Below are 21279 nucleotides of genomic sequence, written 5' to 3'. Positions count from 1 at the left end.
TTCCACCGAATCCCCTATGCTTGCAGGCAACTGGAAACGGGAAGGCATATGTCAGGAACGATCGACTATGGCAGCCTGATGCACCGCGCCATGCGTGGTCTCATCCAAGAAGTGTTGTCCGATGTCGCCGAGACAGGACTGCCCGGCCAGCACCATTTCTTCATCACCTTCGACACCACCCATCCGGGCGCGGAACTGGCCGACTGGCTCAAGGACCGTTACCCCAGCGAGATGACGGTGGTGATGCAGCACTGGTACGACGACCTCGTGGTCGAGGACGAGGGCTTTGGCGTGACGCTCAACTTCGGCGATGCGCCGGAACGGATGTTCATCCCCTACGACTCGATCAAGACCTTCGTGGACCCGTCGGTGGAGTTCGGCCTGCGCTTCGAGACGCAGACCTCCGAGGCCGACGAGGACGATCCCACGCCGCCCGACCCGCCCCGGCCGCTGCGCGACCGGTCCAAGGACGCGGTCGAGCGCAAGCCCGCCAAGGACAACGGCGGCGCGGCGGATGTCGTCCGGCTGGATTCTTTCCGTAAGTAAGATCAAGGTGTTGCAGGGCAAAGCTGCGGTTCTGCATGAACTGTGCGCTTTCGCCTTTTGCGGTCCTGCTCTGTGAATTTTTCGTAAAATACGCGTGGCACAGCTTGCCGGATGACGCGACATGTTCTTTCTCTCCCGCTCAGGACAACCAGATGAGGGGCCTGACGAGCATGGCGAGTGACTTCACCGTCTTCCTTGGCGAAATGATGCGGCGACCGACCGAAGTCTCGGCGATTGCGCCGTCTTCGGCCGCCGTGGCGCGCAAGATGACCGAGGGGCTGGACAGCGTCCGAGGTCCCATCGTCGAGATCGGGCCGGGCACCGGCAGTTTCACCCGGATGATCCTGGAACGCGGCATCGCGCCCGAGCGGCTGACGCTGATGGAGATGAACCCCCGTTTCTGCGAGACCCTGTGCCAGAAATTCCCCGGCGTGACCGTGCTGAACCGCCCGGCGCAGGATATCGCCCGCATCGGGCTGACCGGCATCGGCGCGGTGATCTCGGGGGTGCCGGTGCTGGCCCGTCCCCAGATCCAGCGCGAAATCCTGGGCCCGGCCTTCAGCGTGATGGCGCCCGATGCCGTCTTCGTGCAGATCACCTATTCGCCCAATGCCCCGATTCCGCCAGAGGTGCAGGCGGAACTGGGCGTGTCGGCGTCCAAGCGCGGCACCGTCTGGGCCAACCTGCCCCCCGCCCGCGTCTTCGAATTCCGCCGCGTGGTGCAATAGGCGCGCGGCACTGCCCCGACCGATGAAGCCAAGGCCCGGGCGCTCCCCGGGCCTTTCGCGTCCCGGCCCGTCGCTCCCTGCGGCAGCCCTCACGATTGCGTGCGTCAGGGCGAGCGCGTATAGCAGGCCCGACGTCAAACATCGGAGTACCGGACGATGACCCAGACCCGCACCGAAACCGACAGTTTCGGACCGCTCGAAGTTCCCGCAGACAAGTATTGGGGCGCGCAGACGCAGCGCTCGATCATGAACTTTCCGATCGGATGGGAAAAGCAGCCGGTCCCGATCATCCGGGCGCTTGGCGTGGTCAAGAAGGCCTGCGCGCAGGCCAACCTGGAACTGGGCACCATCGAGAGCGAGATCGGCAATGCCATCGTCGCCGCCGCGACCGAGGTGATCGACGGCAAGTTCGACGACAACTTCCCGCTGGTGGTCTGGCAGACCGGATCGGGCACCCAGTCGAACATGAACGCGAACGAAGTGATTTCGAACCGCGCGATCGAGATGCTGGGCGGCGAGATGGGGTCCAAGAAACCCGTCCACCCGAACGATCACTGCAACATGGGCCAGTCGTCCAACGACACCTTCCCGACCGCGATGCATGTGGCCATCGCCATGCAGGCGCGCGACGTGCTGCTGCCGGGGCTGGAAAAGCTCGCCACCGCGCTGGAAGCCAAGCGCGACGAGTTCAAGGACATCATCAAGATCGGCCGCACCCACACCCAGGACGCCACCCCCCTGACCCTGGGGCAGGAGTTCAGCGGCTATGCCCACCAGGTCCGCAAGGGGATCGAGCGGGTCAAGGCCTGCCTGCCCGACATCTACGAACTGGCGCAGGGCGGCACCGCCGTCGGCACCGGGCTGAACACGAAAAAGGGCTGGGCCGAGATGGTCGCCCGGAACATGGCCGGGATCACCGGTCTGCCCTTCGTCACCGCGCCCAACAAGTTCGAGGCTCTGGCCGCCCATGATGCGATGGTCATGTTCTCGGGCGCGCTGAAGACCGTGGCGGCCTCGCTCTTCAAGATCGCCAACGACCTGCGCCTGCTCGGCTCGGGCCCCCGCTCGGGCCTGGGAGAGCTGATCCTGCCCGAGAACGAGCCCGGCTCTTCGATCATGCCCGGCAAGGTGAACCCGACCCAGGCCGAGGCGCTGACCATGGTCTGCGCCCATGTGATGGGCAATGACGCGGCTGTCGGCTTTGCCGGGTCGCAGGGCCATTTCGAGCTGAACGTCTACAATCCGATGATGTCCTACAACGTGCTGCAATCCATGCAGCTGTTGGGCGATGCGGCGGGATCCTTCACCGACAACATGGTGACGGGCACCCAGGCCAATACGGCGCGAATCGACAAGCTGATGAAGGAAAGCCTGATGCTGGTCACGGCGCTGGCCCCCACCATCGGCTACGACAACGCCACCAAGGTGGCCAAGACGGCGCACAAGAACGGCACCACGCTGAAGGAAGAGGCCATCGCCCTCGGCTTTGTCGATGCCGAGACCTTTGACCGGATCGTCCGGCCCGAGGACATGATCGGACCCAAGGACTGACATGGCGCAGCCGGTCAACCTGAACCGGTTCCGCAAGGACAAGGCGCGGGCCGACAAAAAGGCCCGCGCCGATGAGAACGCGGTGAAATTCGGCCGCACCAAAGCCGAGAAAGACGCCGAGAAGGCCCGCGCCGACAAGGCCCGGCGCGAGTTGGACGGCCACCGCCGGGATCCCGGGACCGAGGAATGAGCCGCCCGGTCAAGCGGTCCCTGACCCTGCGCCAGCACCGCACCAGCGTCTCGCTGGAAGACGAGTTCTGGCAGGCCTTCCGCGAGATCGCCGAGGCCGGGGACCGCACGCTCAACGACCTCGCCGCCGAGATCGACGAGGCCCGCGACCCCGACACCGGACTGGCCACCGCGATCCGCCTGCACGTGCTGGCCCATTTCCGCACCCGTTAGCCCGCCCCGCCCCCGCATCCATGTGAATTCCGCGCCCCGCGCCTTGGCAGCGCCGGGGCGGGCGTCTTTCCTTGGCGCGACAGTCTTTAGGGGAACCGCAATGACCGACCTGGTGAAAATTACCGACACGGGCCATGTCCGCACCATCACGCTGAACCGGGCCGACAAGATGAACGCCCTCAGCCGCGAGCTCGCCTGGGCAGTGATCGGCGCGGTCGAGGCCGCCGCCCATGACGACACTGTCTGGGTGATCGCGATCACCGGCTCGGGCCGCGCCTTCTGCGCCGGGCTGGACCTGTCGGGGGGCGACGATTTCTCGCCCATGTCGCCGATGGACAGCCAGCTGAACGACACCGGATGGGTGGGCATGTTCCTGCTGGCCCTGCGCCAGAAATGCGACAAGCCGGTGATTGCCGGGATCAACGGCGTGGCGGTTGGCGCGGGGCTGGGGCTGGCGATGGCCGCCGATGCCCGGCTGATCGCCGACAGCGCGCGGCTGATGGCGGGCTACACCCGGATCGGCGGATCGCCCGACGCCGGGCTGACCATCACCCTGCCCCAGGCCATGGGCCACGAAAAGGCGATGCGCTTCATGATGGAGAACCGCACCGTCACCGGCGCCGAGGCGGTCGACTGGGGGATGGCGGGGGAATCCGTCTCGGACGAAGGCTTTGCCGCGCGGCTTGAGGACTATTGCCAGTCGCTCTGCGAATGGTCGCCGATCACGATGCGCCTGCTGAAACGCGGGATCGTCAAGGCCTACAACGCCACCGACATGGAACAGCAGCTGCGCTACGAGGTCGCCAACATCCGCATGGCCTTTGGCAGCGAGGACGGACAGGAAGCGCGCAAGGCCTTCCTGGAAAAACGCAAGCCGGTGTTCAAGGGGCGCTGACGGTATCGCCCCGTCGGCTCAGGGCGGGCGCAGCGTCAGGCGGCGCCAGGTCTCGCCCGGCCCACTCTGCCCGCGGCTTCGGGGTTTCGATGCGTTGACGGACGATGCCAGCCGCACCGCGCCCCCCGCATATGCAAACGCGCCGCAGGATGACTGCGGCGCGCCTATTCCTGGCCCGGGTCAGGCGGCTGCGGACCGGCGGCGCGGGCGGCGCCGCTTGGCCTGCCCCTGACCCGCGGGCTTGGCCGAGCCGGGACGTCCGCCCCCGCCACGACGCTGGCCGCCGGGCCTGCCGCGCCCTGCCCCGCCGCTGCCTTCGCTCTCGGCCGGCAGGCTGCCGCCGCCGATGACGGGAATCTCGATCTTCATCAGCTTCTGGATGCGGCGCAGCATGTCCGTCTCGTCGGACGAGCAGAAGGCGATCGCCTCGCCCTCGCGCCCGGCGCGGGCGGTGCGCCCGATCCGGTGGACATAGTTCTCGGGCACCTCGGGCAGGTCGAAGTTCACCACATAGGCCACACCCGGGATGTCGATGCCGCGCGCCGCCACATCTGTGGCCACCAGCACCTTGATCTCGCCGTCGCGAAAGCCCTTGATCGCCCGGTCCCGCTGGCCCTGGCTCTTGTTGCCGTGGATCGAGGCCGCGTTGAACCCGTCGGCCACAAGGCCCTTCATCAGCTTTTCCGCGCCGTGCTTGGTACGGGCAAAGACCAGCGTCAGCGCCTCGCGGTCCTTGGACAACAGCTCGCGCAGGGCGGCCGGTTTCTGCGCCTTGGGCACGAACTGGACGGTCTGGGTGACCTTGTCCGCCGCCTTGCCCGGAGGCGTGACCTGGATGCGCCGGGGGTTGTCCAGATAGGTGCGCGACAGCTCTTCCATCTGTTTCGGCATGGTGGCCGAGAACAGCATCGTCTGGCGCGGCGTGCCCAGCTTGGGCGCGATCTTGCGCAGCGCGTGGATGAAGCCGAGGTCGAGCATCTGGTCCGCCTCGTCCAGCACCAGGTGCTTGACCGAGCCGAGGTCGACCGAGCGGCGGTCCATCAGGTCGATCAGCCGGCCCGGCGTCGCCACCAGGATGTCGGTGCGCTTGGCCAGCTGCGCGATCTGGCGGCCGATGGACTGCCCGCCCACCACGGTGACAACGCGCAGGCGCGTGCCTTCGGTCAGCGCGCGCAGGCTGTCGGCGATCTGGTTCACCAGCTCGCGCGTCGGGGCCAGGATCAGGGCGCGCGGTGCCTTGGGTTCGGGCGGCGTGGACTGGGCGATCAGGTGATCGGCCAGCGGCAGGCCGAATGCCAGCGTCTTGCCGGTGCCGGTCTGGGCCAGGCCCAGGATGTCGTGCCCTTCCAGCGCCAGGGGAATGGCCTGGTTCTGGATCGGGGTCGGCTCGGTAAAGCCGATGCGTTTCAGGGAGGTATTCAGTGCCGGCGCGAGGCCGAGCATTTCGAAATCGAACAAATCGTATCCTTTGCGGACCGCGCAGCCCCGCAGGGCACGGGCACGGCCGTTGTGATGCCGCAACCGGTGCGGCCAAGAGGGTCGGCGCGGCCTTGGGCACCTGCGGGCTCATCCCGCGGCATCCGGCCGGCGCGTCAGGAACCCTGCGTGATGGGGAACTGGTCTGCGGTGCGCTGATGGCCCCTTGCGGGCCCTGCGTGCTCACGCGGCAGCACAGCGTCTTGGGGCAAGTGCGCCTTCGCCGGCGGAAAGTCAAGGGTCCGCTGCTGCATCGCGGCAGAAGGCGCCCCCCTGCCCGCCCCGCCTGAGGCTGCCACCAAGGCCCTGCAAGGCGGTTTGCACCCCCGCCCTGTCGGCCTGCGGTTCGGTTTCGACACCCTGCCCAGTCGGGCGGGATCCGATTTCGACGGCCCACAGCCACCCGTTCGGGGCGTCAATCGGCCCGTTGGCCCGCGTTTTCAAGGGTTTGAACCCTTTGCGCCAGATTGTCGGGACGCGGCAATTTTGCCTTGTATCCCCTGTGCTTGCACAGCTATACCCGGCGGCGGAGACGTGGCCGAGTGGTCGAAGGCGCTCCCCTGCTAAGGGAGTAGACGGGAAACCGTCTCGTGGGTTCGAATCCCATCGTCTCCGCCATTTCACCACTTCTGTTGATTGGCATCCGGGGCTGTTCAAACCTCCGAGGTTCAGAACTTGCGCCCCCTGCGCCTGATTTCGATCCAGATGGCCCGATTTCGGTTTTGCCCGGCGCCGATCATTCCGTCTGATGAACCGAGGCTTGGGCTACGGCACCGGTCGGCTGACGGGGACTCCGGTCCTCTCGCCTGGTTCCGGCGATCATGGCGGCGGCGAAGTGTCTGATCGTTGATCCCTCAGGCGCGGGCCGATGGATCCGGCACGTCGCTGTGAAGGGTCTGCCTTCCTTGTCTGTCTCCTCAGGTGGAAAACAGCGAGACCCAAAATCGAGGACGTTGCAGGACAGCAGATCAGCGCCACGGCCCGTCCGGTGGCCGTCATTGCGTCGGCCAGACCATCGGACTGCGCCGGCCTCCCGGGCACCTGCGGCAGGCCATCGCGGTCCGCTTGCCCCGGCATGCACAGGGCGCTGCCGGAGGTTCATCCGGCAGCGCCTCGGCTCTTTTGTCGGGCGCGGTCAGGCGGCGTCCTTGGCGGGGGGTTCCTTGGCACCCGTCATGAAGGCGACCGCATCGGACATGGTGTAGTCCTTGGGGTCGATCGTGCAGAGCCGCCTGCCCAGGCGATGCACGTGGATGCGGTCGGCAACCTCGAACACATGGGGCATGTTGTGGCTGATCAGGATGATCGGGATCCCGCGGGCCCGCACATCCTGGATCAGCTCCAGCACCTTGCGGCTTTCCTTGACACCCAGGGCGGCGGTCGGCTCATCCATGATGATGAACTTGGTGGCAAAGGCCGCGGCGCGGGCGACGGCGACGCCCTGGCGCTGGCCGCCCGACAGGGTCTCGACCGGCTGCTTGATCGACTGCACGGTCATCAGCCCCAGTTCGGTCAGCTTGTCGCGGGCGAACTTCTCCATCGCCGGCTTGTCCAGCATCCGCAGATACTTGCCCTGCCAGCCCTGCTTGCGGATTTCGCGGCCGGTGAACATGTTGTCGGCGATGGACAGGGCCGGAGACAGCGCGAGGTTCTGATAGACGATCTCGATCCCCATCTCCCGCGCCTGCATCGGCGAGCTGAACTTCACCGGCTTGCCCTCGATGAGCAGCTCGCCCTCGTCGGGGATGGTGGCGCCACAGATCGTCTTGACGATCGAGGACTTGCCGGCCCCGTTGTCGCCGATCACGGCGAGGACCTCGCCCGCGCGCAGTTCGAAATCGGAATGGTCGATCGCGGTGACGTGGCCATAGCGCTTCACGATACCGCGGGCTTGAACAACAGGCGTGGACATTATGCCGAAATCCTTCTGATCCATTGGTCGATGGCGACCGCGATGATGATGAGCCAGCCGATGGCAAAGACCTGCCACAGCACGTCCACACCCGACAGGCGCAGGCCAGAGCGGAACACGCCCACGATCAGCGCGCCGAACAGCGCGCCCAGGATGGAGCCGCGCCCGCCGAAGAGCGAGATGCCCCCGATCACGACGGCGGTGATCGAATCCAGGTTGCCCTCGTAGAAGGATTGCGGCGAAATCGAACCGACCCGGCCGATGGAGGCCCAGCCCGCCAGCGCGCAGACAAAACCGGCCACCCCGTAGACCGACAGCAGCGTGCGGTCGGTGCGGATGCCCGACATGTCCGCGGCTTCCTTGTCGTCGCCGATGGCATAGACGTGACGGCCCCAGGCGGTCTTGTTCAGCATGTACCAGAGCACGACAAAGATGACGATCATCAGGATCGAGCTGAGCGTGATGCGCGCCCCGGCGATGTCGAAGGACTGGCCAAAGAATTTCAGGAACGGCGCGTTGGTGTCGATATCCTGGCCGCGGATGGATTGCGCGCCCGAAAGCCAGAGCAGCAGGGCGTAGAAGATCGACCAGGTGCCCAGCGTGGTGATGAAGGGCGGCAGCCTGACCTTGGTGATGAACCAGCCGTTCATCAGCCCCGCGCCCACGCCGCCGGCCAGGCCCGCGAGGATCGCGAAAAACGTCGGCACCCCGGCAAAGACCGCCAGATTGCCCATGATGACCGACATCAGGACCATGATCGCCGCGACCGACAGGTCGATGCCCGCGGTCAGGATGATCAGCGACTGCGCGGCGGCAAGGATGCCGATGATCGACACCTGTTGCAGGATCAGGCTGAGATTGAAGGCGGAAAAGAACCGCCCGCCCGCGATCAGGCCAAAGACCAGAAGGCTGATCAGCAGGACCACCACCGGCACAAGCGTCGGGTTGTTGTGCAGAATGTGCTGAATGCGTTTCAGCACGGTTTCGTTGCGGCGTTCGAAGGCGGCGACTTCGGTGGCGCTGCCGTCGAGAACCTGTTCATAATCCTGCCCCTTGCGGGGCGGCATGGTTTGGTCTGACATGCCTCTCTCCCATGACGGCACGTCCGGCCGCCGCGTCAAATGGTTTCAAAGACCTGCCGGGGGCCTCGTAAGGCGGCAGGGCGCCGGTCAGGCGCCCTGCCCCGCAGGTCGGCTGCACTCAGCCCCAGCACTTGGCCATGGCTTCTTCCGACGAAATCGACGGCACGCCCTCGACCGGCTGATCGGTGACAAGCTCGACACCGGTATTGTAGAAATCCAGCCCTTCGGTGTTCTTCGGCTTCTCGCCGGTTTCGGCGAATTGCGCGATGGCTTCGATGCCTTTGGACGCCATCAGCAGCGGGAACTGCATCGAGGTCGCGCCGATCACGCCCGCGGCCACATCCTGAATGCCCGGGCAGCCGCCATCGACCGAAACGATGGTGACACCTTGGTCCTTGCCGAAGGATTTGAGCGCCTCATAAGCGCCAGCCGCCGCCGGTTCGTTGATCGTGTAGACGAGGTTGATGTCGGGATCGACCTGCAGCAGGTTCTCCATCGCCGTGCGGCCGCCATCCGAGGAGCCGTTGGTCACATCGTTGCCCACGATGCGCGGATCGTCCTCGTCGCCGATATCGGTCGGATCCTTGATGTCGATGCCGAACCCCTGCAGGAAGCCGTTGTCGCGCTGGTAATCGACCGACACTTCCGATGCGCTCAGATCAAGCAGTGCGATCTTGGCGTTTGCCGCGTCCGCGCCCATCTTGGCCCGCGCCCATTCCCCGATCAGTTCACCGGCCTTGAAGTTGTCGGTGGCAAAGGTCGCATCCGCGGCGTCGGCGGGTTCGAACTGGGTGTCGAGCGCGATGACGATGGCCCCGGCGTCGCGCGCCTGAGTGATCGACGGGACAAGCGCGCGGCTGTCGGTCGGCGTGATCAGGATGCCCTTGGCGCCAGAGGCGATGCAGGTTTCGACTGCGGCAACCTGGGTCTCGACGTCGCCGTCATACTTGCCGGCAAAGGTCGACAGGTTGATGCCCTTGGCCTCGGCCGCCTGGGTGGCGCCCTCCTTCATCTTGACGAAGAAGGGGTTGGTGTCGGTCTTGGTGATCAGACAGGCGTTGATCTCGGCATAGGCGGCCCCGGCATACAGGGTCACGGCCAGGGCCGCGGTGGTGGTAAGGGTCTTCATGCGTTCCTCCCTTTGAAAGCGAATTCCATTGCGGTTCAGGATCCCTCCCGATCCCGGTCCGCCACGGCATAGAGCGGCGCGACCTGCCCCGAACCAATACGATTCTGAGGCAGCTGTCAATTAGTTTGGAAACTTTACTTACTAACCATCCTGATCTATCTTTGCTTTGTCAGAGGAGGTCACTACGGTTCAGCGCATGGACGGCACCCGCATCAGAACAGCAAGCACAGGCGTGAACCAGAGCGGGGTTCGCGACCATAACGAACGCCTGCTTCTGTCGATCCTGCAGATGGCCGGCGCCGTCTCGGCGGCCGAACTGGCGCGCCAGACGGGCCTGTCCAAACCGACCGTCTCGACCATCCTGCGCACCCTTGAAACCGAAGGGCTGGTCCGGCGCGGAGAGCCGGTGCGCGGCAAGATCGGCAAGCCCTCTCTGCCGATGGAGCTGGACCCCGACGGCGCCTTTTCCATCGGGTTGAAGATCGGCCGCCGCAGCGCGGATCTCGTGCTGCTGGACCTTGTCGGAACCGTGCGCGCGCAATCCCGCACCAGCTACGATTATCCCATGCCCGACGCGGTCTTCGGGTTCCTGCGCACCGGGCTGACCGACATGATCGAGCAGATACCGCCAGGCCTGCGGGATCGCGCCTGCGGCATAGGGATCGCCACCCCGTTCGAGCTGTGGCGCTGGCATGACCTTGTCGGCATCGCTGCCGAGAAATTCCGCTCATGGCGGGATGTGGATTTCGCCGCCGAGGTCGCCGCCTTCAGCGATCTTCCCGTCTTCATCGTCAACGATGCGACGGCGGCCTGCCGGGCCGAACGGCTGTACGGCCGCCACATCGAGCACCGCGACTACGCCTACTTCTTCATCGGCTCGTTCATCGGGGGCGGCGTGGTGCTGAACGGCACGGTCTACGAGGGCAGTCAGGGCAATGCCGGCGCGCTTGGATCCATGCGCAGCACCGGCCCGCTGGGCGAAGCGCAACAGCTGATCGATGTCGCGTCGATCAACCTGCTTGAGGCGCGCCTGGTCGAGGCCGGGCTGGACCCCTCGGCGATCTGGCAGCAGCCGCAGGACTGGAGCGCCTTTTCCCGCCATGTCGACGCGTGGATCGGCCAGACGGCGCAAGAGCTCGCCAAGGCCTCGCTGTCGATCTGTTCGGTCATCGATTTCGAGGCCATCGTGATCGACGGCGCCTTTCCCACGGATGTCCGCGACCGGCTGGTCGAACGCACCCGGCGCTACCTGTTGAACCAGGACAAGCGCGGGCTGATCGAACCCAGCATCGAGGCCGGCAGCATCGGCCACAACGCCCGCGGCATCGGCGCGGCGAGCAGCCCGTTCTTCTCGCAGTTCCTGCTGAACACGAATGCCGGCCTTTCGGCGAACCTGAGGATCTGACCTGTCTGTCCCCCGGCGCTGATTGGATGGCGGCCAAGGCCCGTCGTGACGATCCGCGGCGGATGGTGAGCGCAAATTCAGGGATTTTGCGTTCCGCGTACTGCTGACTTTCATCAGAGGTGCGGCTAACGACCGCTTCCCGCCCCGGTCTGCACCGTCGTCGATATCTGCGGTCCCAGACGTGGACCTTGACCGCCGCCGACCGCGAAAGTTGCGCGCTGGCACAAGCGGTCATCGTGTGACGACGGCGAGACTTTGCTGAACTCGAGCGCGACCGAACCACCGAAAAAACGACCGGCGGGCAGATCTCTGGCGGTCCCGGACGTCGCTGTACCAATTCTCCCTTCCGTCCCCCCGCCTGCATGGTAATTCCGGTGTATGGACATCGTCATTATCACCACGATCATTGCGTCGCTCTTTCTGCTGATCGGCGCCGCCGAGCCGCTCGCGGCGCGCCTCCGGCTGCCATACAGCGTGATCCTCGCCGTGCTGGGGATCCTGATCGGGGCCGGGGCGATCTTCTTCCTTCAGACCGATCTGACAGATGCCCTCAATCCGGCCGCCGAGGCGATCCTCGGCCTGCCGATTCGGTCCAATGTCTTCCTCTACGTGTTCCTGCCAACGCTGCTGTTCCAGGCGACGCTGGGGATGAATCTGGGGCGCATGCTGGACGATTGGGTGCCGATCCTGCTGCTGGCGGTGGTTGCTGTGGTGGTGGCCACGGTCAGTGTCGGCTATGCGCTTTCCTGGGCCAGTGCCCTGCCGCTGACCGCCTGCCTGCTGATCGGCGCCATCGTCTCGACCACCGATCCTTCGGCGGTGGTCTCGATCTTCCGCTCCATCTCGGCGCCCCGCCGCCTGGCCCGGATCATCGAGGGCGAGAGTCTGCTGAACGACGCCGCCGCGATTTCGCTCTTCGGCCTCTTCATGGGTTTCGTGATGCTGGGCGTGCCGGACCCGGACCTGGGCGAAGCGCTCGCGCGGTTTCCCTGGCTGATCCTCGGGGGCGCCTTCACCGGCTGGCTGCTCGCCCGATGTGCGGTCTGGATCATGGCGCTCTTCAGCCGCTTCGAACTGGCGCAGCTTTCGGTCTCGATCGCTCTGCCCTACCTCGCCTATATCGGGGCCGAGCAGGTCGCGGGCGCCTCCGGCGTGATCGCGGTCGTGGCAGCCGGCCTGACCCTGAACCTGACCGCGCCGGGGCGACTGCCGCCCCAGAGCTGGGCCATGATGCGCGAACTCTGGGACGTGCTGGCGCATTGGGCCGGGGCACTGATCTTCATTCTGGCGGCCCTGCTGATCCCCCGGCTGCTCGAAGAGATCAGGCTGACGGATTTCGTACTGGTCGGCGTCGTGGTCGTCGCCGCCATCGCGGCGCGCATGGTGATCCTTTTCGGGCTCCTGCCGCTCCTGTCGACGCTCAAGCTGTCTCCGGTGGTGGAGCGCCCCTACCGGGTGGCGATCCTCTGGGGCGGGCTGCGGGGGGCGGTGACGCTCGCCCTGGCGCTTGCGGTGACGGAAAGCTTCCGCGTGCCGGACGGGATCCAACGGGTGGTCGGCATCCTTGCCACCGGCTTCACGCTCTTCACGCTGGTGGTGCAGGGGACCACGCTCAGGCCGGTCATCTCATGGCTCGGGCTCGACCGGCTTTCGCCGATCGACGAGGCGCTGTCCCGTCAGGTGGTCGCCGTCGCGCTCCAGACGGTGCGCGAGGACGTGGCGCGGACCACCGACAATTACGATCTGAGCCACGAGATCGTCCGGTCCGAGGCGAAGCGGTTCGGCGAGCGGCTGGACCGCGCGGTGAAGCAGGCCGAGGAAAGCGCCGATATCCTCGATCGCGACCGGATTACGCTGGGTCTGATCGCGCTGGCCGGCCACGAACGCGATGTGATCCTGTCCCGGGTGCGCGAGCGCACGATCTCGGCGCGGATGGCGGATCAGGTCCTGTCGACCGCCGAAAGCCTGATCGAGGGCGCCCGCACCCAGGGGCGCAACGGCTACCAGCGTGCGGCACGCCGCAGCGTCGCCTATGGCCGGCCTTTCCGGGTGAGACTGCGGCTGCATGACTGGTTCGGCCTTGCCGGGCCGCTGGCGCGGATGACGGCGGACCGGTTCGAGCTGCTGCTGTCGCAGCGCCTCATCCTGCGCGATCTGGGGCCTTTCATCGACGGGCGCATCCGCCGGATTCACGGCCGCCGGGTGGCCGATCTGCTGCAGGAACTGCTCTCGCGCCGGATCGAGGCGGTGGAGACGGCGCTGGAAGGCCTGCGCCTGCAATACCCGGGCTATGCGGAGGAACTGGAGCGCCGCTTCATCCGCCGCACCGCCCTGCGCCTGGAGGAACGCGAATATGTCGCGATGCGGGACGACGGGCTGATCGGGGCCGAGGTACACACCGCCCTGATGCAGGGACTCAACGCGCGGCGCGCGGCGATCGAAAGTCGTCCGGATCTCGACGTCAGGCTGCAGCGGGTGGCGCTGGTCCGTCAGTTCCCGCTGTTCGCGGATCTCGACGAGGCGGCGCTGAAGCGGCTCGGGCGGGCGCTCACCACCTGGTATGTCGATGCGGGAGAGGTGATCATCCGCAAGGACAGCCCTGCCCGGAGCGTCGCTTTCATTGCCTCGGGCGCGGTGGAGCTGACGGCCGCGGGTCAGACATGGCGCCTCGGGCGGGGAGAGATGTTCGGGCAAATGGCGGTGCTGAGCAGCCGGCCGCGGCGCGCCGAGGTGCGCGCGATTGCCCCCACGACGCTGCTGGTGCTCGACGAAGAGAGGTTCCGCCGTCTGCTCGAACGCAGCGAGACCCTGCGCCAGGCGGTCCGCGAAAGTGCCAACGCGCGCGGAATCGACCCCTCGGCCCTGCTGCCGGACAACGTGGCCAGCACATGATCCGGTGGACGGAGCGGTCCATTGCACCGGACGCGCCGGCAGCCGCGCGGGGCTTTGGCGCCTGACATTTGAAAACCCGGTGCCCGTTGGTGCGGAAAGGCCAAGCCGAAGTTGACGTGAGCTGTCATGGACCTGGCCGCCACCAACCAGGCGTTCATCACCTTCTTCGCGGTGATCAACCCGATTGGATCGCTACCTGTCTGTGTGATTGCCCCAGCGGCCTGCCGCACGACGAGCGCAACCGCTGTGCGATAGCGGGCAAACGATGCAAACGGTATCGCCTAGCCGTCGGATCGGAACGCAGGGGGAACCCGTGTGGCGACATCTTTTGCGGCCTTCTCAGACATACCGGCGCAGGGGCGGCGCTTGCGCCAGCATCGGGACGGCACACTGATCGACATGTTCAAGGGTCAATCGGACGCTGCGGTCTGCGCGATCACCGAACAGGTTTGGACGGTCCGATACCGGACCTTCGCTGCGTCATTCGATGACGACCGCAAGACCCGCGCGAGGCGCTCCAAGGGACGGATGAGCGCATTGGGTCGGCTCACGCAGAGCGACAGACGGTTCAGGCACCTCGCCCGAACCGTCGTCACGCCAGCGATTCAGAGCGCGTTGATCGCGTCGAGCATCCCTTCGGGCCAGGAGTCCGACAGCGGGGAGTTCAGGTACATCTCCTGCGCATGGTTCTGGAAGGCCTTCACATCGGGGGTATAGACCTTGAGCCCTTCACCCTCGAAAAACGCCACCAGCTCGGCCTCCTGGTCGAGGTATTGCTGGTCCGACCAGGCGGTCGCCTTGTCGGCGGCGGCCTTCAGCATCGCCTGCCGCTCGGGCGTCAGGTCGTCCCAGACCATCGAAGAGACCAGCAGCATGCCAAAGCCCACGTTGTGGCCGGTCATGACGATCTGGTCGGTCACTTCGTAGAACTTCATCGCCTTGTCGTTCGGCAGCGGGTTGTCCTGCCCGTCCACGACGCCCGATTGCAGGGCGGTGTAGAGCTCGGTGTAGGGGATCGGCACCGGGTTCGCGCCCAGCGACTTGCCGAGGAACTGCCAGCTTTCGCCGCCCGGCATCCGCAGCTTCACGCCCGCCATGTCCGCGGGCGTCCGGATCTCCTTGTCGCCGCGCAGGTTCACCTGGCGCGTGCCGTAGTAGAAGGTGCCGAGGATCTCGACCCCGAGCTTGTCACGCGCGATCTGCCTGAGCTGATCGCCGACCTCGCTGTCGAAGATCGCCTTGAGGTGCGGCTGGTCGCGGACCACATAGGCCGCGCCAAGTATGTCGAACTCTGGCGCCTGCTGGGCGAGGTCCGAGGGCGGCAGGCCGGCCATCTGGATATTGCCGCGCTGCAGGCCGACAAGCTCGGTGCCCTGCTTCATCAGCGTGGCGCCGAAATAGGGTTTGAAGTCGAAGGCGTCGCCGATTTCCTCGGCGAAGATGTCGGTCATCGCCTTGGACCGCGGCACCTCGGCCGGGTTCACGTCCGAAAAGATCAGCTCGATCCTGTCCTGGGCCGCGGCGCCCGCCGCCAGTCCGATCATCGTCGCCGCCGAGAGTGCGGCGGTGCGCAGATATGCAAGTGTCATGTCTTCCTCCCAATTCCTTTTCTTAGGGTCTTCAGGCGCCAAAGAGACATTCCGGGACACCCTGGCCGACGCCGTCTATGGCCAGGACCGACCCGGCCAGCGGCTCTGCGGCCAGCTGGTCGGGTGTAAGGAATTTCGTTGCACTGGTGACGAAGAGCGTCCGCAGGTCGCGCCCCCCGAAACAGAGGCAGGTCGGGTTGGAGACCGGCAGCGCGATCTCGCGGTCGATGCGCCCGTCGCGGGCGTAGCGCACCACCTTGCCGCCCCCGAAGAACGCCTGCCAGAGACAGCCGTCGGCATCCACGCAGGCCCCGTCGGGGCGGTCGCCGGTGGCGCTGTAATCTGCAAAGATCTCGCGGTTCTCGACCCGCTCACCCGACGCGTCCAGCGTCAGGCGATAGGTGATGTACCGGCGCGTGTCGGTGAAGTACATGTGCCGCCCGTCCGGGTCGAAGGCGATGCCGTTCGAGACGATCACGTCGCCGAAGATCGCCGCCACGGCTCCATCCGGATCGACCCGGTAAAACCCCCCTCGCCCGTCCGTCAGGCCATTGTCCATCGTGCCGATCCAGAGCCGCCCCTTCGCATCGACGCGCCCGTCGTTGAGCCGCGTGTCGGGCATCGCCTCGCCCGGAGTCTCGGCAAAGGGCTCGGTCGCGCCGGTCCCTGGGTCGAGCAGAAGGAGCGAGAGATCGCGGGCGATCAGGTGCCGGCCGGAGCGCGTCAACGCGAGGCTGCCGAGGTAGGTCCCGGGCTGTTCCAGCGCGCTGGCCTTTCCGGTCGCCAGATCGAGCCGCCACAGCGTCGGGCGCTCGATGTCGATCCACCAGAGCACGCCCCGCGCCGCATCCCACAGCGGGGTTTCGCCAAGCTGGGCGTCAGCCTTCTGGACACAGTCGATTGTCGGTTTGCTCATCCCGCCCCCCTCAGAACTTCGGCATGCCGGGCGCAGGCCCCAGCCGCCGCTGCGCCGCGATCCGGAACGGGGCGTTCGGCGCGCCGTAGCCGCCATAGCCGTTTTCGCGCTGCACGATCTCGAAGAAGATCCCGTCACCGAAGGTTCGGGAATACATCTGATAGAAGGCGCCCCCGGCATCCTGGTCGTAGAGGATGTTCGCCTCGCGCAGCCGGTCCACGAACGCCGCCTCCAGCCCCAGCCGGGCGGACAGGTCGTCGTAATAGTTTTCGGGCACCGGCAGCCCCGCGAACCCGCTGTCCTTCAGCGCGGCGGCCGTGGCGAAGATGTCGTCGGTCGCGAAGGCCACGTGCTGGACCGAGGAGCCGAAGCTGTCGGCGATGAAACGGCCCGCGAAGGTCCGGTGCGTCTCGGCGCCGTTCAGCGTCACCCGAAGCGCGCCGTCAGGCGATTCCAGCGCCTGCGACCGGACCAGCCCGCCCGGGTCCACCACGTCCACGGTGGCCAGCTTCTCGGTCTCGAACAGCGAGATGTAGAACAGCGACCAGGTCAGCATCTCCTCGTAGTTCATCGTCTGGGCGATATGGTCGATCCGGGTCAGCCCGCCCTCCGGTGCGCCTTCGCGCTCGACCGGCGTGAACTCGATCTTCCAGACGTCGTTGAGGTTGCTCTGACGGTCGATGAAGTGCAGGAGCCCGCTGCCCACACCGCGGATCGCCGGGATCTCCAGCTCGCCCGGCCCGACCGGCTGGCGGAACGGCGTGGCCCCAAGCGCGGCGGCGCGCTCGACCGTGGCCTGGGCGCTTTCCACCGTAAGGCCGACGTCGCAGATGTTCAGCCCGTGCGCGATATGGGCGGTGTGGGCGAAGCCCTCGGGATCGGTGTTCACCACGATCCGGATCTCGCCCTGTTGCCAGACCTCGACCTGCTTGGCGATATGCTTGCCCGCCAGCCGGAAGCCAAGCGAGGCGAGCAGCGCGCGCAGCAAGGCCGCCTCGTCCTCGTTCGCGGCGAACTCGATGAAGGCCACGCCCTCGGGCCTGATACGCGGCGGGATATCGGGGACCTCGACCGCGATGTCAGGCTCGGCGCGTTTCACCTGGTCCAGCAGGTAGACCAGCGACCGGTGCCCGTCGAGCGCGATGGCGCGGGGAGAGCCGCCGCGGAACTGGTCGTTGAAGACCTCCAGGCTGAAGGGGCCGTCATAGCCGGTTGCCGCGACCGCGCGGGTGAAGCGGGTCACGTCAAGGTCACCCTCGCCCGGCATGTTGCGGAAGTGGCGGGACCAGTAAAGCAGGTCCATCTCGATCATCGGCGCGTCGGCGAGCTGGACGAAGAAGATCTTGTCGCCGGGGATCGAGCGGATCGTGTCCGGGTCGATCTTGCGGCCGAGCGTGTGGAAGCTGTCGACGATCAGCCCGATATTCGGATGGTCGGCACGGCGCACCACCTCCCAGGCGTCGCGGTGGTCCCAGACATTCTTGCCCCAGGCCAGGGCCTCGTACCCGACGCGCAGGCCGCGCCTTGCGGCGCGTTCTCCAAGGTCGCGAAAGTCCCCCGCCATCCGGTCGACCCCGCCGAGCGCCTTGGGATGGACCGAGGAACAGACCAGCACCAGGTCGGTGCCCAGTTCCTGCATCAGGTCGAACTTGCGTTCCATCCGGTCGAAGGCGCGGGCGCGCTCCGGCTCCGGCAGTCCCTCGAAATCGCGGAACGGCTGGAACAAGGAGATCTCCAGCCCGTGGTCCCGCACCATTGCGCCGACCTCGCGCGGGGAGGCGTCGAAGGTGATGAAATCCTGCTCGAAGATTTCGATCCCGTCGAACCCCGCCGCCGCGATGGCGGCGAGTTTCTCGCGCAGGTCTCCGGCGATGCAGACGGTGGCGATCGAGGTCCTCATCGGCCTACCCCTTGTAGCCCAGCAGGCGCGGCAGCCAGAGGACGAAGTCCGGCACGAAGGTGATCACCGCGAGCGCCACGAACAGCGCGAGCAGGAAGGGCAGCAGGTCCTTCACGATCTTGCCCAGGGGTTCCTTGGTGATCGAGGACACGATGAAAAGCAGCAGCCCGTAAGGCGGCGTGATCAGCCCCAGCATGGCGTTCACCACGCAGATCACCCCGAAATGCACCAGGTCGATGCCGAGCGCCTGCGCGGTCGGGATGAAGATCGGCACGATGATCAGCAGGATCGCCCCGGATTCCAGGATGCAGCCGAGGAGCAGGAACAGCACGTTGATCGCGATCAGGAATCCGGTCGGCGAGAGGTCGTATTGACCAAGGAAGGCCGCAAGGGAATCCGGCACGTTCTCGCGCGTGACGACGTACTGGAAGGTCAGCGCGCCCGCGATCAGGATACCCACCGTGGCCGTCGAGCGGGCCGAGGAGAGCAGCGTGACGTAGAACTGCCGCAGGCTGACGGAGCGGTAGAAGATCACGGAAATCGCCAGCGCGTAGAAGGCCGCGACGGCAGCCGCCTCGGTCGGGGTCATCACCCCGCCGTAGATCCCGCCCAGCAGGATGACCGGCAGCAGCAGCGCCGGGATCGCGCGAAAGGTCACGCCCGGCATCGCCTTGAGGGGGATCACCTCGTCCACGTCGAAATTGCGCCGGTGCGCGATGATGAAGTTCATCACCATCAGCACGACGCCCATCAGCAGCCCCGGCAGCATCCCGGCGGCGAAGAGGTATCCGACCGACTGGTCCGAGACGAGCGCATAGAGCACCATCGGGATCGACGGCGGGATGATCGGCCCGATGGTGGCCGAGGCGGCGGTGATCGCGGCGGCGTAGGAGGCGGTGTATTTCCCGTCCTTCGTCATCATGTTGATGATGATCTTGCCCATGCCGACCGCATCCGCGACGGCCGAGCCCGACATGCCGGAAAAGATCAGCGACGAGACCACGTTGACATGGCCCAGCCCGCCCTTGAACCGGCCCACCAGCGCCTGGCTGAAGCGCAGCAGACGGTCGGCAAGAGAGCCGATGTTCATGATGTCGGCGGCAAGGATGAAAAGCGGGATCGCCAGCAGCGTGTAGCTGTTGAACAGCCCCTGCAGCAGGGTCTCGGCGGCGATCGAGGGATCGAACCCGCGCAGGGCAAGGTAGACGGTCGAGCCGCAGATCATCGCAAGGCCCATCGAGAGCCCGCCGAAGGCGAGGAATGCGATCAGCAGGATCGCGGCGGTGAACGGATCAATCATAATCGTGGGTTCCCGCCGATTGCGGCGTGTTGAAGTCCGGCCCGGAACCGGTGATGCCGCGCCAGATGCTGATCCCGCAGCGGATGATCACCGAGATCATGAAGGGCATGTAGATGGCGAAGACCCAGTCGAAGGGGAGTTTCATGTAGGCGGTCTTTTCGATCGCCATGAACTGGACGTAGTCCCAGACCGGCGGGATCGACCAGATGAAGATGCCGGCGCAGATCGTGCCGGTGATGACATCCAGTGCCCGCCGGGCCCAGCGGGGCAGCGCGGCGTAGATGATGTCGAGCCGGATCACGTCGGATTCCCGGACCACGAAGGCGTAGCCGAAGAGGATGCCCCAGAGCCAGGCGATGGAGACGAACTCCACCGTCCAGCCAAGCGGCAGGTTCAGCAGGTAGCGGAACACGATCTGGATCAGGAAGCTCATGAACAGAGCGCCCAGGATCAGCGCAAGGAAATTTTCCGCGCGCCGGGCGAGCCAGTCGAATATGGAGTTCAGGCGGTTCATTCTGCCCCCGCGTCGGTCAGGAGGGGACCCGGTCCGTCCGGGTCCCCGGGTTCGTCACAGCTCGTTGATCTTTTCGAGCAGCCCTTCGGGCCAGTCTTTCGAGAACTTGGAATTCCGGAAGACCTCCAGAACGTGGTCCCGGAACGCCTTCTTGTCGGGTTCGTAGACGCTCAGCCCCTCACCCTTGAAGAATTCGACAAGCTCGGCTTCCTGCTGGATCGTGCTGGCGTCGAGCGCTTTCTGGAACTCGATGGAACACTCCTGCACCTTGGCCTGCTGCGCTTCGGTCATCGACTCCCACTTCTGGCGGGAGATCGTGAAGACATTCGCGGAAATCAGGTGGCCGGTCAGGATGATCTGGTTGGTCACCTCGTAGAACTTCATCTGCTTGTCCGCGGGCAGCGGGTTGTCCTGCCCGTCCACGGCGCCCGTTTGCAGGGCGGTGTAGACCTCGGTGAAGGCCAGCGGCGTCGGGTTCGCGCCAAGCGCCTCACCGACGAACTGCCAGCCCTCGCCGCCCGGCATCCTGAGCTTCACGCCATCGAGGTCGGCGGGGGTCATCACCTTCTTGTCGCCGCGGATGTTCACGTGGCGGGTGCCGATGTAGGGCCAGGCCAGCACCTTGATGTTGGTGGTCTCCTCCATCTTGGCGACCAGATCGTCCAGCACGTCGCCGTCGTAGACCGCGCGCAGGTGGTCGTAGTCACGGAAAAGGTAGGCCGTGCCGAGGATCGAGGCCTCCGGCACCTGATTGTAGAAGTCGAAGATCGCCAGCGCACCCATGTCGAGGTTGCCGCGCTGCATCGCGGTCAGTTCGGTGCCCTGCTTGAAGAGGGTCGCGCCGAAGTAGGGCTTGAACTCGAACCCGTCGCCGAGACAGGTCGAGAAGACCTCGCGCAGGATGGTGGACCGGCGGTCGGTCTCCTGCACCGTGTCGGAATAGATCAGCTCGACCTTTTCCTGCGCGCTCGTCGGTCCGGCCGTCAGTCCGGACAGGACCAGCGCACCGCAAAGGGCCGAGGTCAGTGTGAGATGTTTCATG

General features: G+C 66.0%; 18 protein-coding genes and 1 tRNA gene. 9 read left to right on the top strand and 10 right to left on the bottom strand.

Features of this window, described 5'->3' with window-relative positions:
* Window positions 1-48 precede the first annotated feature (48 nt).
* The 6 genes from GLS40_RS04000 to GLS40_RS03975 all read left to right on the top strand — a co-directional run bounded on the left by GLS40_RS04000 (window position 49) and on the right by GLS40_RS03975 (window position 4122).
* Window positions 49-546: an SspB family protein gene (locus GLS40_RS04000; protein ID WP_160381436.1), complete on the top strand. Its 498-nt coding sequence runs from the start codon at window positions 49-51 to the stop codon at window positions 544-546.
* A 152-nt stretch (window positions 547-698) separates the two neighbouring features.
* A complete protein-coding gene (locus GLS40_RS03995) occupies window positions 699-1274 on the top strand; it encodes a class I SAM-dependent methyltransferase (protein ID WP_235905769.1) in 576 nt (191 codons plus the stop codon).
* A 156-nt stretch (window positions 1275-1430) separates the two neighbouring features.
* Window positions 1431-2825, top strand: a complete 1395-nt coding sequence (gene fumC, locus GLS40_RS03990) for a class II fumarate hydratase (RefSeq protein ID WP_160381434.1) — start codon at window positions 1431-1433, stop codon at window positions 2823-2825.
* 1 nt (window position 2826) lies between these two features.
* On the top strand, window positions 2827-3015 hold the full coding sequence (locus tag GLS40_RS03985) for a DUF4169 family protein (protein WP_160381432.1): 189 nt from the start codon (window positions 2827-2829) through the stop codon (window positions 3013-3015).
* Complete coding sequence (locus GLS40_RS03980) at window positions 3012-3227, top strand: ribbon-helix-helix domain-containing protein (protein ID WP_160381429.1); 216 nt, start codon at window positions 3012-3014, stop codon at window positions 3225-3227. The genes GLS40_RS03985 and GLS40_RS03980 overlap by 4 nt, the downstream gene beginning before the upstream one ends.
* A 100-nt stretch (window positions 3228-3327) precedes the next feature.
* Window positions 3328-4122: an enoyl-CoA hydratase/isomerase family protein gene (locus GLS40_RS03975; protein WP_160381427.1), complete on the top strand. Its 795-nt coding sequence runs from the start codon at window positions 3328-3330 to the stop codon at window positions 4120-4122.
* Window positions 4123-4302: 180 nt separating this feature from the next.
* Here the strand turns inward: GLS40_RS03975 and GLS40_RS03970 are convergent, their stop codons facing one another.
* Window positions 4303-5580, bottom strand: coding sequence for a DEAD/DEAH box helicase (locus GLS40_RS03970; RefSeq protein WP_160381425.1), 1278 nt, complete (start codon window positions 5578-5580; stop codon window positions 4303-4305).
* A gap of 546 nt (window positions 5581-6126) precedes the next feature.
* Between GLS40_RS03970 and GLS40_RS03965 the strand changes: the two genes are divergently transcribed.
* Window positions 6127-6216: transfer RNA gene (locus GLS40_RS03965), tRNA-Ser, on the top strand.
* Between the two features lie 517 nt (window positions 6217-6733).
* On the opposite strand, the gene GLS40_RS03960 is transcribed toward GLS40_RS03965, so the two are convergent.
* The 3 genes from GLS40_RS03960 to GLS40_RS03950 all read right to left on the bottom strand — a co-directional run bounded on the left by GLS40_RS03960 (window position 6734) and on the right by GLS40_RS03950 (window position 9721).
* A complete protein-coding gene (locus GLS40_RS03960; RefSeq protein WP_202075878.1) occupies window positions 6734-7534 on the bottom strand; it encodes an ATP-binding cassette domain-containing protein in 801 nt (266 codons plus the stop codon).
* Window positions 7510-8592 (bottom strand): ABC transporter permease, encoded by a 1083-nt coding sequence (locus tag GLS40_RS03955; protein WP_160381423.1) that lies wholly within the window; start codon window positions 8590-8592, stop codon window positions 7510-7512. The genes GLS40_RS03960 and GLS40_RS03955 overlap by 25 nt, the downstream gene beginning before the upstream one ends.
* 118 nt (window positions 8593-8710) lie before the next feature.
* Complete coding sequence (locus GLS40_RS03950; RefSeq protein WP_160381421.1) at window positions 8711-9721, bottom strand: sugar ABC transporter substrate-binding protein; 1011 nt, start codon at window positions 9719-9721, stop codon at window positions 8711-8713.
* 196 nt (window positions 9722-9917) lie between these two features.
* Between GLS40_RS03950 and GLS40_RS03945 the strand changes: the two genes are divergently transcribed.
* Together GLS40_RS03945 and GLS40_RS03940 are read left to right on the top strand one after the other, a co-directional pair.
* The gene (locus GLS40_RS03945; protein WP_160381419.1) at window positions 9918-11126 is read left to right on the top strand and encodes an ROK family transcriptional regulator; all 1209 of its coding nucleotides are present in this window, start codon (window positions 9918-9920) and stop codon (window positions 11124-11126) included.
* A gap of 378 nt (window positions 11127-11504) precedes the next feature.
* On the top strand, window positions 11505-14018 hold the full coding sequence (locus GLS40_RS03940) for a cation:proton antiporter (RefSeq protein ID WP_160381417.1): 2514 nt from the start codon (window positions 11505-11507) through the stop codon (window positions 14016-14018).
* 605 nt (window positions 14019-14623) lie between these two features.
* Here the strand turns inward: GLS40_RS03940 and GLS40_RS03935 are convergent.
* The 6 genes from GLS40_RS03935 to dctP are packed head-to-tail and all read right to left on the bottom strand — an operon-like array spanning window position 14624 to window position 21278.
* Window positions 14624-15607, bottom strand: coding sequence for a sialic acid TRAP transporter substrate-binding protein SiaP (locus GLS40_RS03935; protein WP_160381415.1), 984 nt, complete (start codon window positions 15605-15607; stop codon window positions 14624-14626).
* Between the two features lie 31 nt (window positions 15608-15638).
* Complete coding sequence (locus tag GLS40_RS03930; RefSeq protein ID WP_160381414.1) at window positions 15639-16523, bottom strand: SMP-30/gluconolactonase/LRE family protein; 885 nt, start codon at window positions 16521-16523, stop codon at window positions 15639-15641.
* Window positions 16524-16533: 10 nt separating this feature from the next.
* A complete protein-coding gene (locus GLS40_RS03925; protein WP_160381412.1) occupies window positions 16534-18423 on the bottom strand; it encodes a bifunctional sugar phosphate isomerase/epimerase/4-hydroxyphenylpyruvate dioxygenase family protein in 1890 nt (629 codons plus the stop codon).
* Between the two features lie 4 nt (window positions 18424-18427).
* Window positions 18428-19723: a TRAP transporter large permease gene (locus tag GLS40_RS03920; RefSeq protein ID WP_160381411.1), complete on the bottom strand. Its 1296-nt coding sequence runs from the start codon at window positions 19721-19723 to the stop codon at window positions 18428-18430.
* Window positions 19716-20237 carry a TRAP transporter small permease gene (locus GLS40_RS03915; RefSeq protein ID WP_160381409.1) on the bottom strand — a complete coding sequence of 174 codons (522 nt, stop codon included), beginning with the start codon at window positions 20235-20237 and terminating at the stop codon, window positions 19716-19718. Before GLS40_RS03915 ends, GLS40_RS03920 begins: the two co-directional genes overlap by 8 nt.
* A 54-nt stretch (window positions 20238-20291) precedes the next feature.
* Window positions 20292-21278, bottom strand: a complete 987-nt coding sequence (gene dctP, locus GLS40_RS03910; RefSeq protein WP_160381407.1) for a TRAP transporter substrate-binding protein DctP — start codon at window positions 21276-21278, stop codon at window positions 20292-20294.
* Between the last annotated feature and the right edge of the window lies 1 nt (window position 21279).

The sequence above is a fragment of the Pseudooceanicola pacificus genome (genome assembly GCF_009789075.1).
Classification (GTDB): Bacteria; Pseudomonadota; Alphaproteobacteria; order Rhodobacterales; family Rhodobacteraceae; genus Pseudooceanicola; species Pseudooceanicola pacificus.
This window is presented reverse-complemented; position numbering and strand designations above follow the sequence as displayed.

What these genes read in the sequence shown, in the direction of transcription:
- dctP (WP_160381407.1), bottom strand. Translation starts at nt 21,278, where the DNA reads ATGAAACATCTCACACTGACCTCGGCCCTTTGCGGTGCGCTGGTCCTG.
- GLS40_RS03985 (WP_160381432.1), top strand. Translation starts at nt 2,827, where the DNA reads ATGGCGCAGCCGGTCAACCTGAACCGGTTCCGCAAGGACAAGGCGCGG.
- GLS40_RS03960 (WP_202075878.1), bottom strand. Translation starts at nt 7,534, where the DNA reads ATGGATCAGAAGGATTTCGGCATAATGTCCACGCCTGTTGTTCAAGCC.
- GLS40_RS03935 (WP_160381415.1), bottom strand. Translation starts at nt 15,607, where the DNA reads ATGACACTTGCATATCTGCGCACCGCCGCACTCTCGGCGGCGACGATG.
- GLS40_RS04000 (WP_160381436.1), top strand. Translation starts at nt 49, where the DNA reads ATGTCAGGAACGATCGACTATGGCAGCCTGATGCACCGCGCCATGCGT.
- GLS40_RS03950 (WP_160381421.1), bottom strand. Translation starts at nt 9,721, where the DNA reads ATGAAGACCCTTACCACCACCGCGGCCCTGGCCGTGACCCTGTATGCC.
- GLS40_RS03945 (WP_160381419.1), top strand. Translation starts at nt 9,918, where the DNA reads ATGGACGGCACCCGCATCAGAACAGCAAGCACAGGCGTGAACCAGAGC.
- GLS40_RS03995 (WP_235905769.1), top strand. Translation starts at nt 699, where the DNA reads ATGAGGGGCCTGACGAGCATGGCGAGTGACTTCACCGTCTTCCTTGGC.
- GLS40_RS03925 (WP_160381412.1), bottom strand. Translation starts at nt 18,423, where the DNA reads ATGAGGACCTCGATCGCCACCGTCTGCATCGCCGGAGACCTGCGCGAG.
- GLS40_RS03915 (WP_160381409.1), bottom strand. Translation starts at nt 20,237, where the DNA reads ATGAACCGCCTGAACTCCATATTCGACTGGCTCGCCCGGCGCGCGGAA.
- GLS40_RS03955 (WP_160381423.1), bottom strand. Translation starts at nt 8,592, where the DNA reads ATGTCAGACCAAACCATGCCGCCCCGCAAGGGGCAGGATTATGAACAG.
- GLS40_RS03980 (WP_160381429.1), top strand. Translation starts at nt 3,012, where the DNA reads ATGAGCCGCCCGGTCAAGCGGTCCCTGACCCTGCGCCAGCACCGCACC.
- GLS40_RS03940 (WP_160381417.1), top strand. Translation starts at nt 11,505, where the DNA reads ATGGACATCGTCATTATCACCACGATCATTGCGTCGCTCTTTCTGCTG.
- GLS40_RS03975 (WP_160381427.1), top strand. Translation starts at nt 3,328, where the DNA reads ATGACCGACCTGGTGAAAATTACCGACACGGGCCATGTCCGCACCATC.
- GLS40_RS03920 (WP_160381411.1), bottom strand. Translation starts at nt 19,723, where the DNA reads ATGATTGATCCGTTCACCGCCGCGATCCTGCTGATCGCATTCCTCGCC.
- GLS40_RS03930 (WP_160381414.1), bottom strand. Translation starts at nt 16,523, where the DNA reads ATGAGCAAACCGACAATCGACTGTGTCCAGAAGGCTGACGCCCAGCTT.
- fumC (WP_160381434.1), top strand. Translation starts at nt 1,431, where the DNA reads ATGACCCAGACCCGCACCGAAACCGACAGTTTCGGACCGCTCGAAGTT.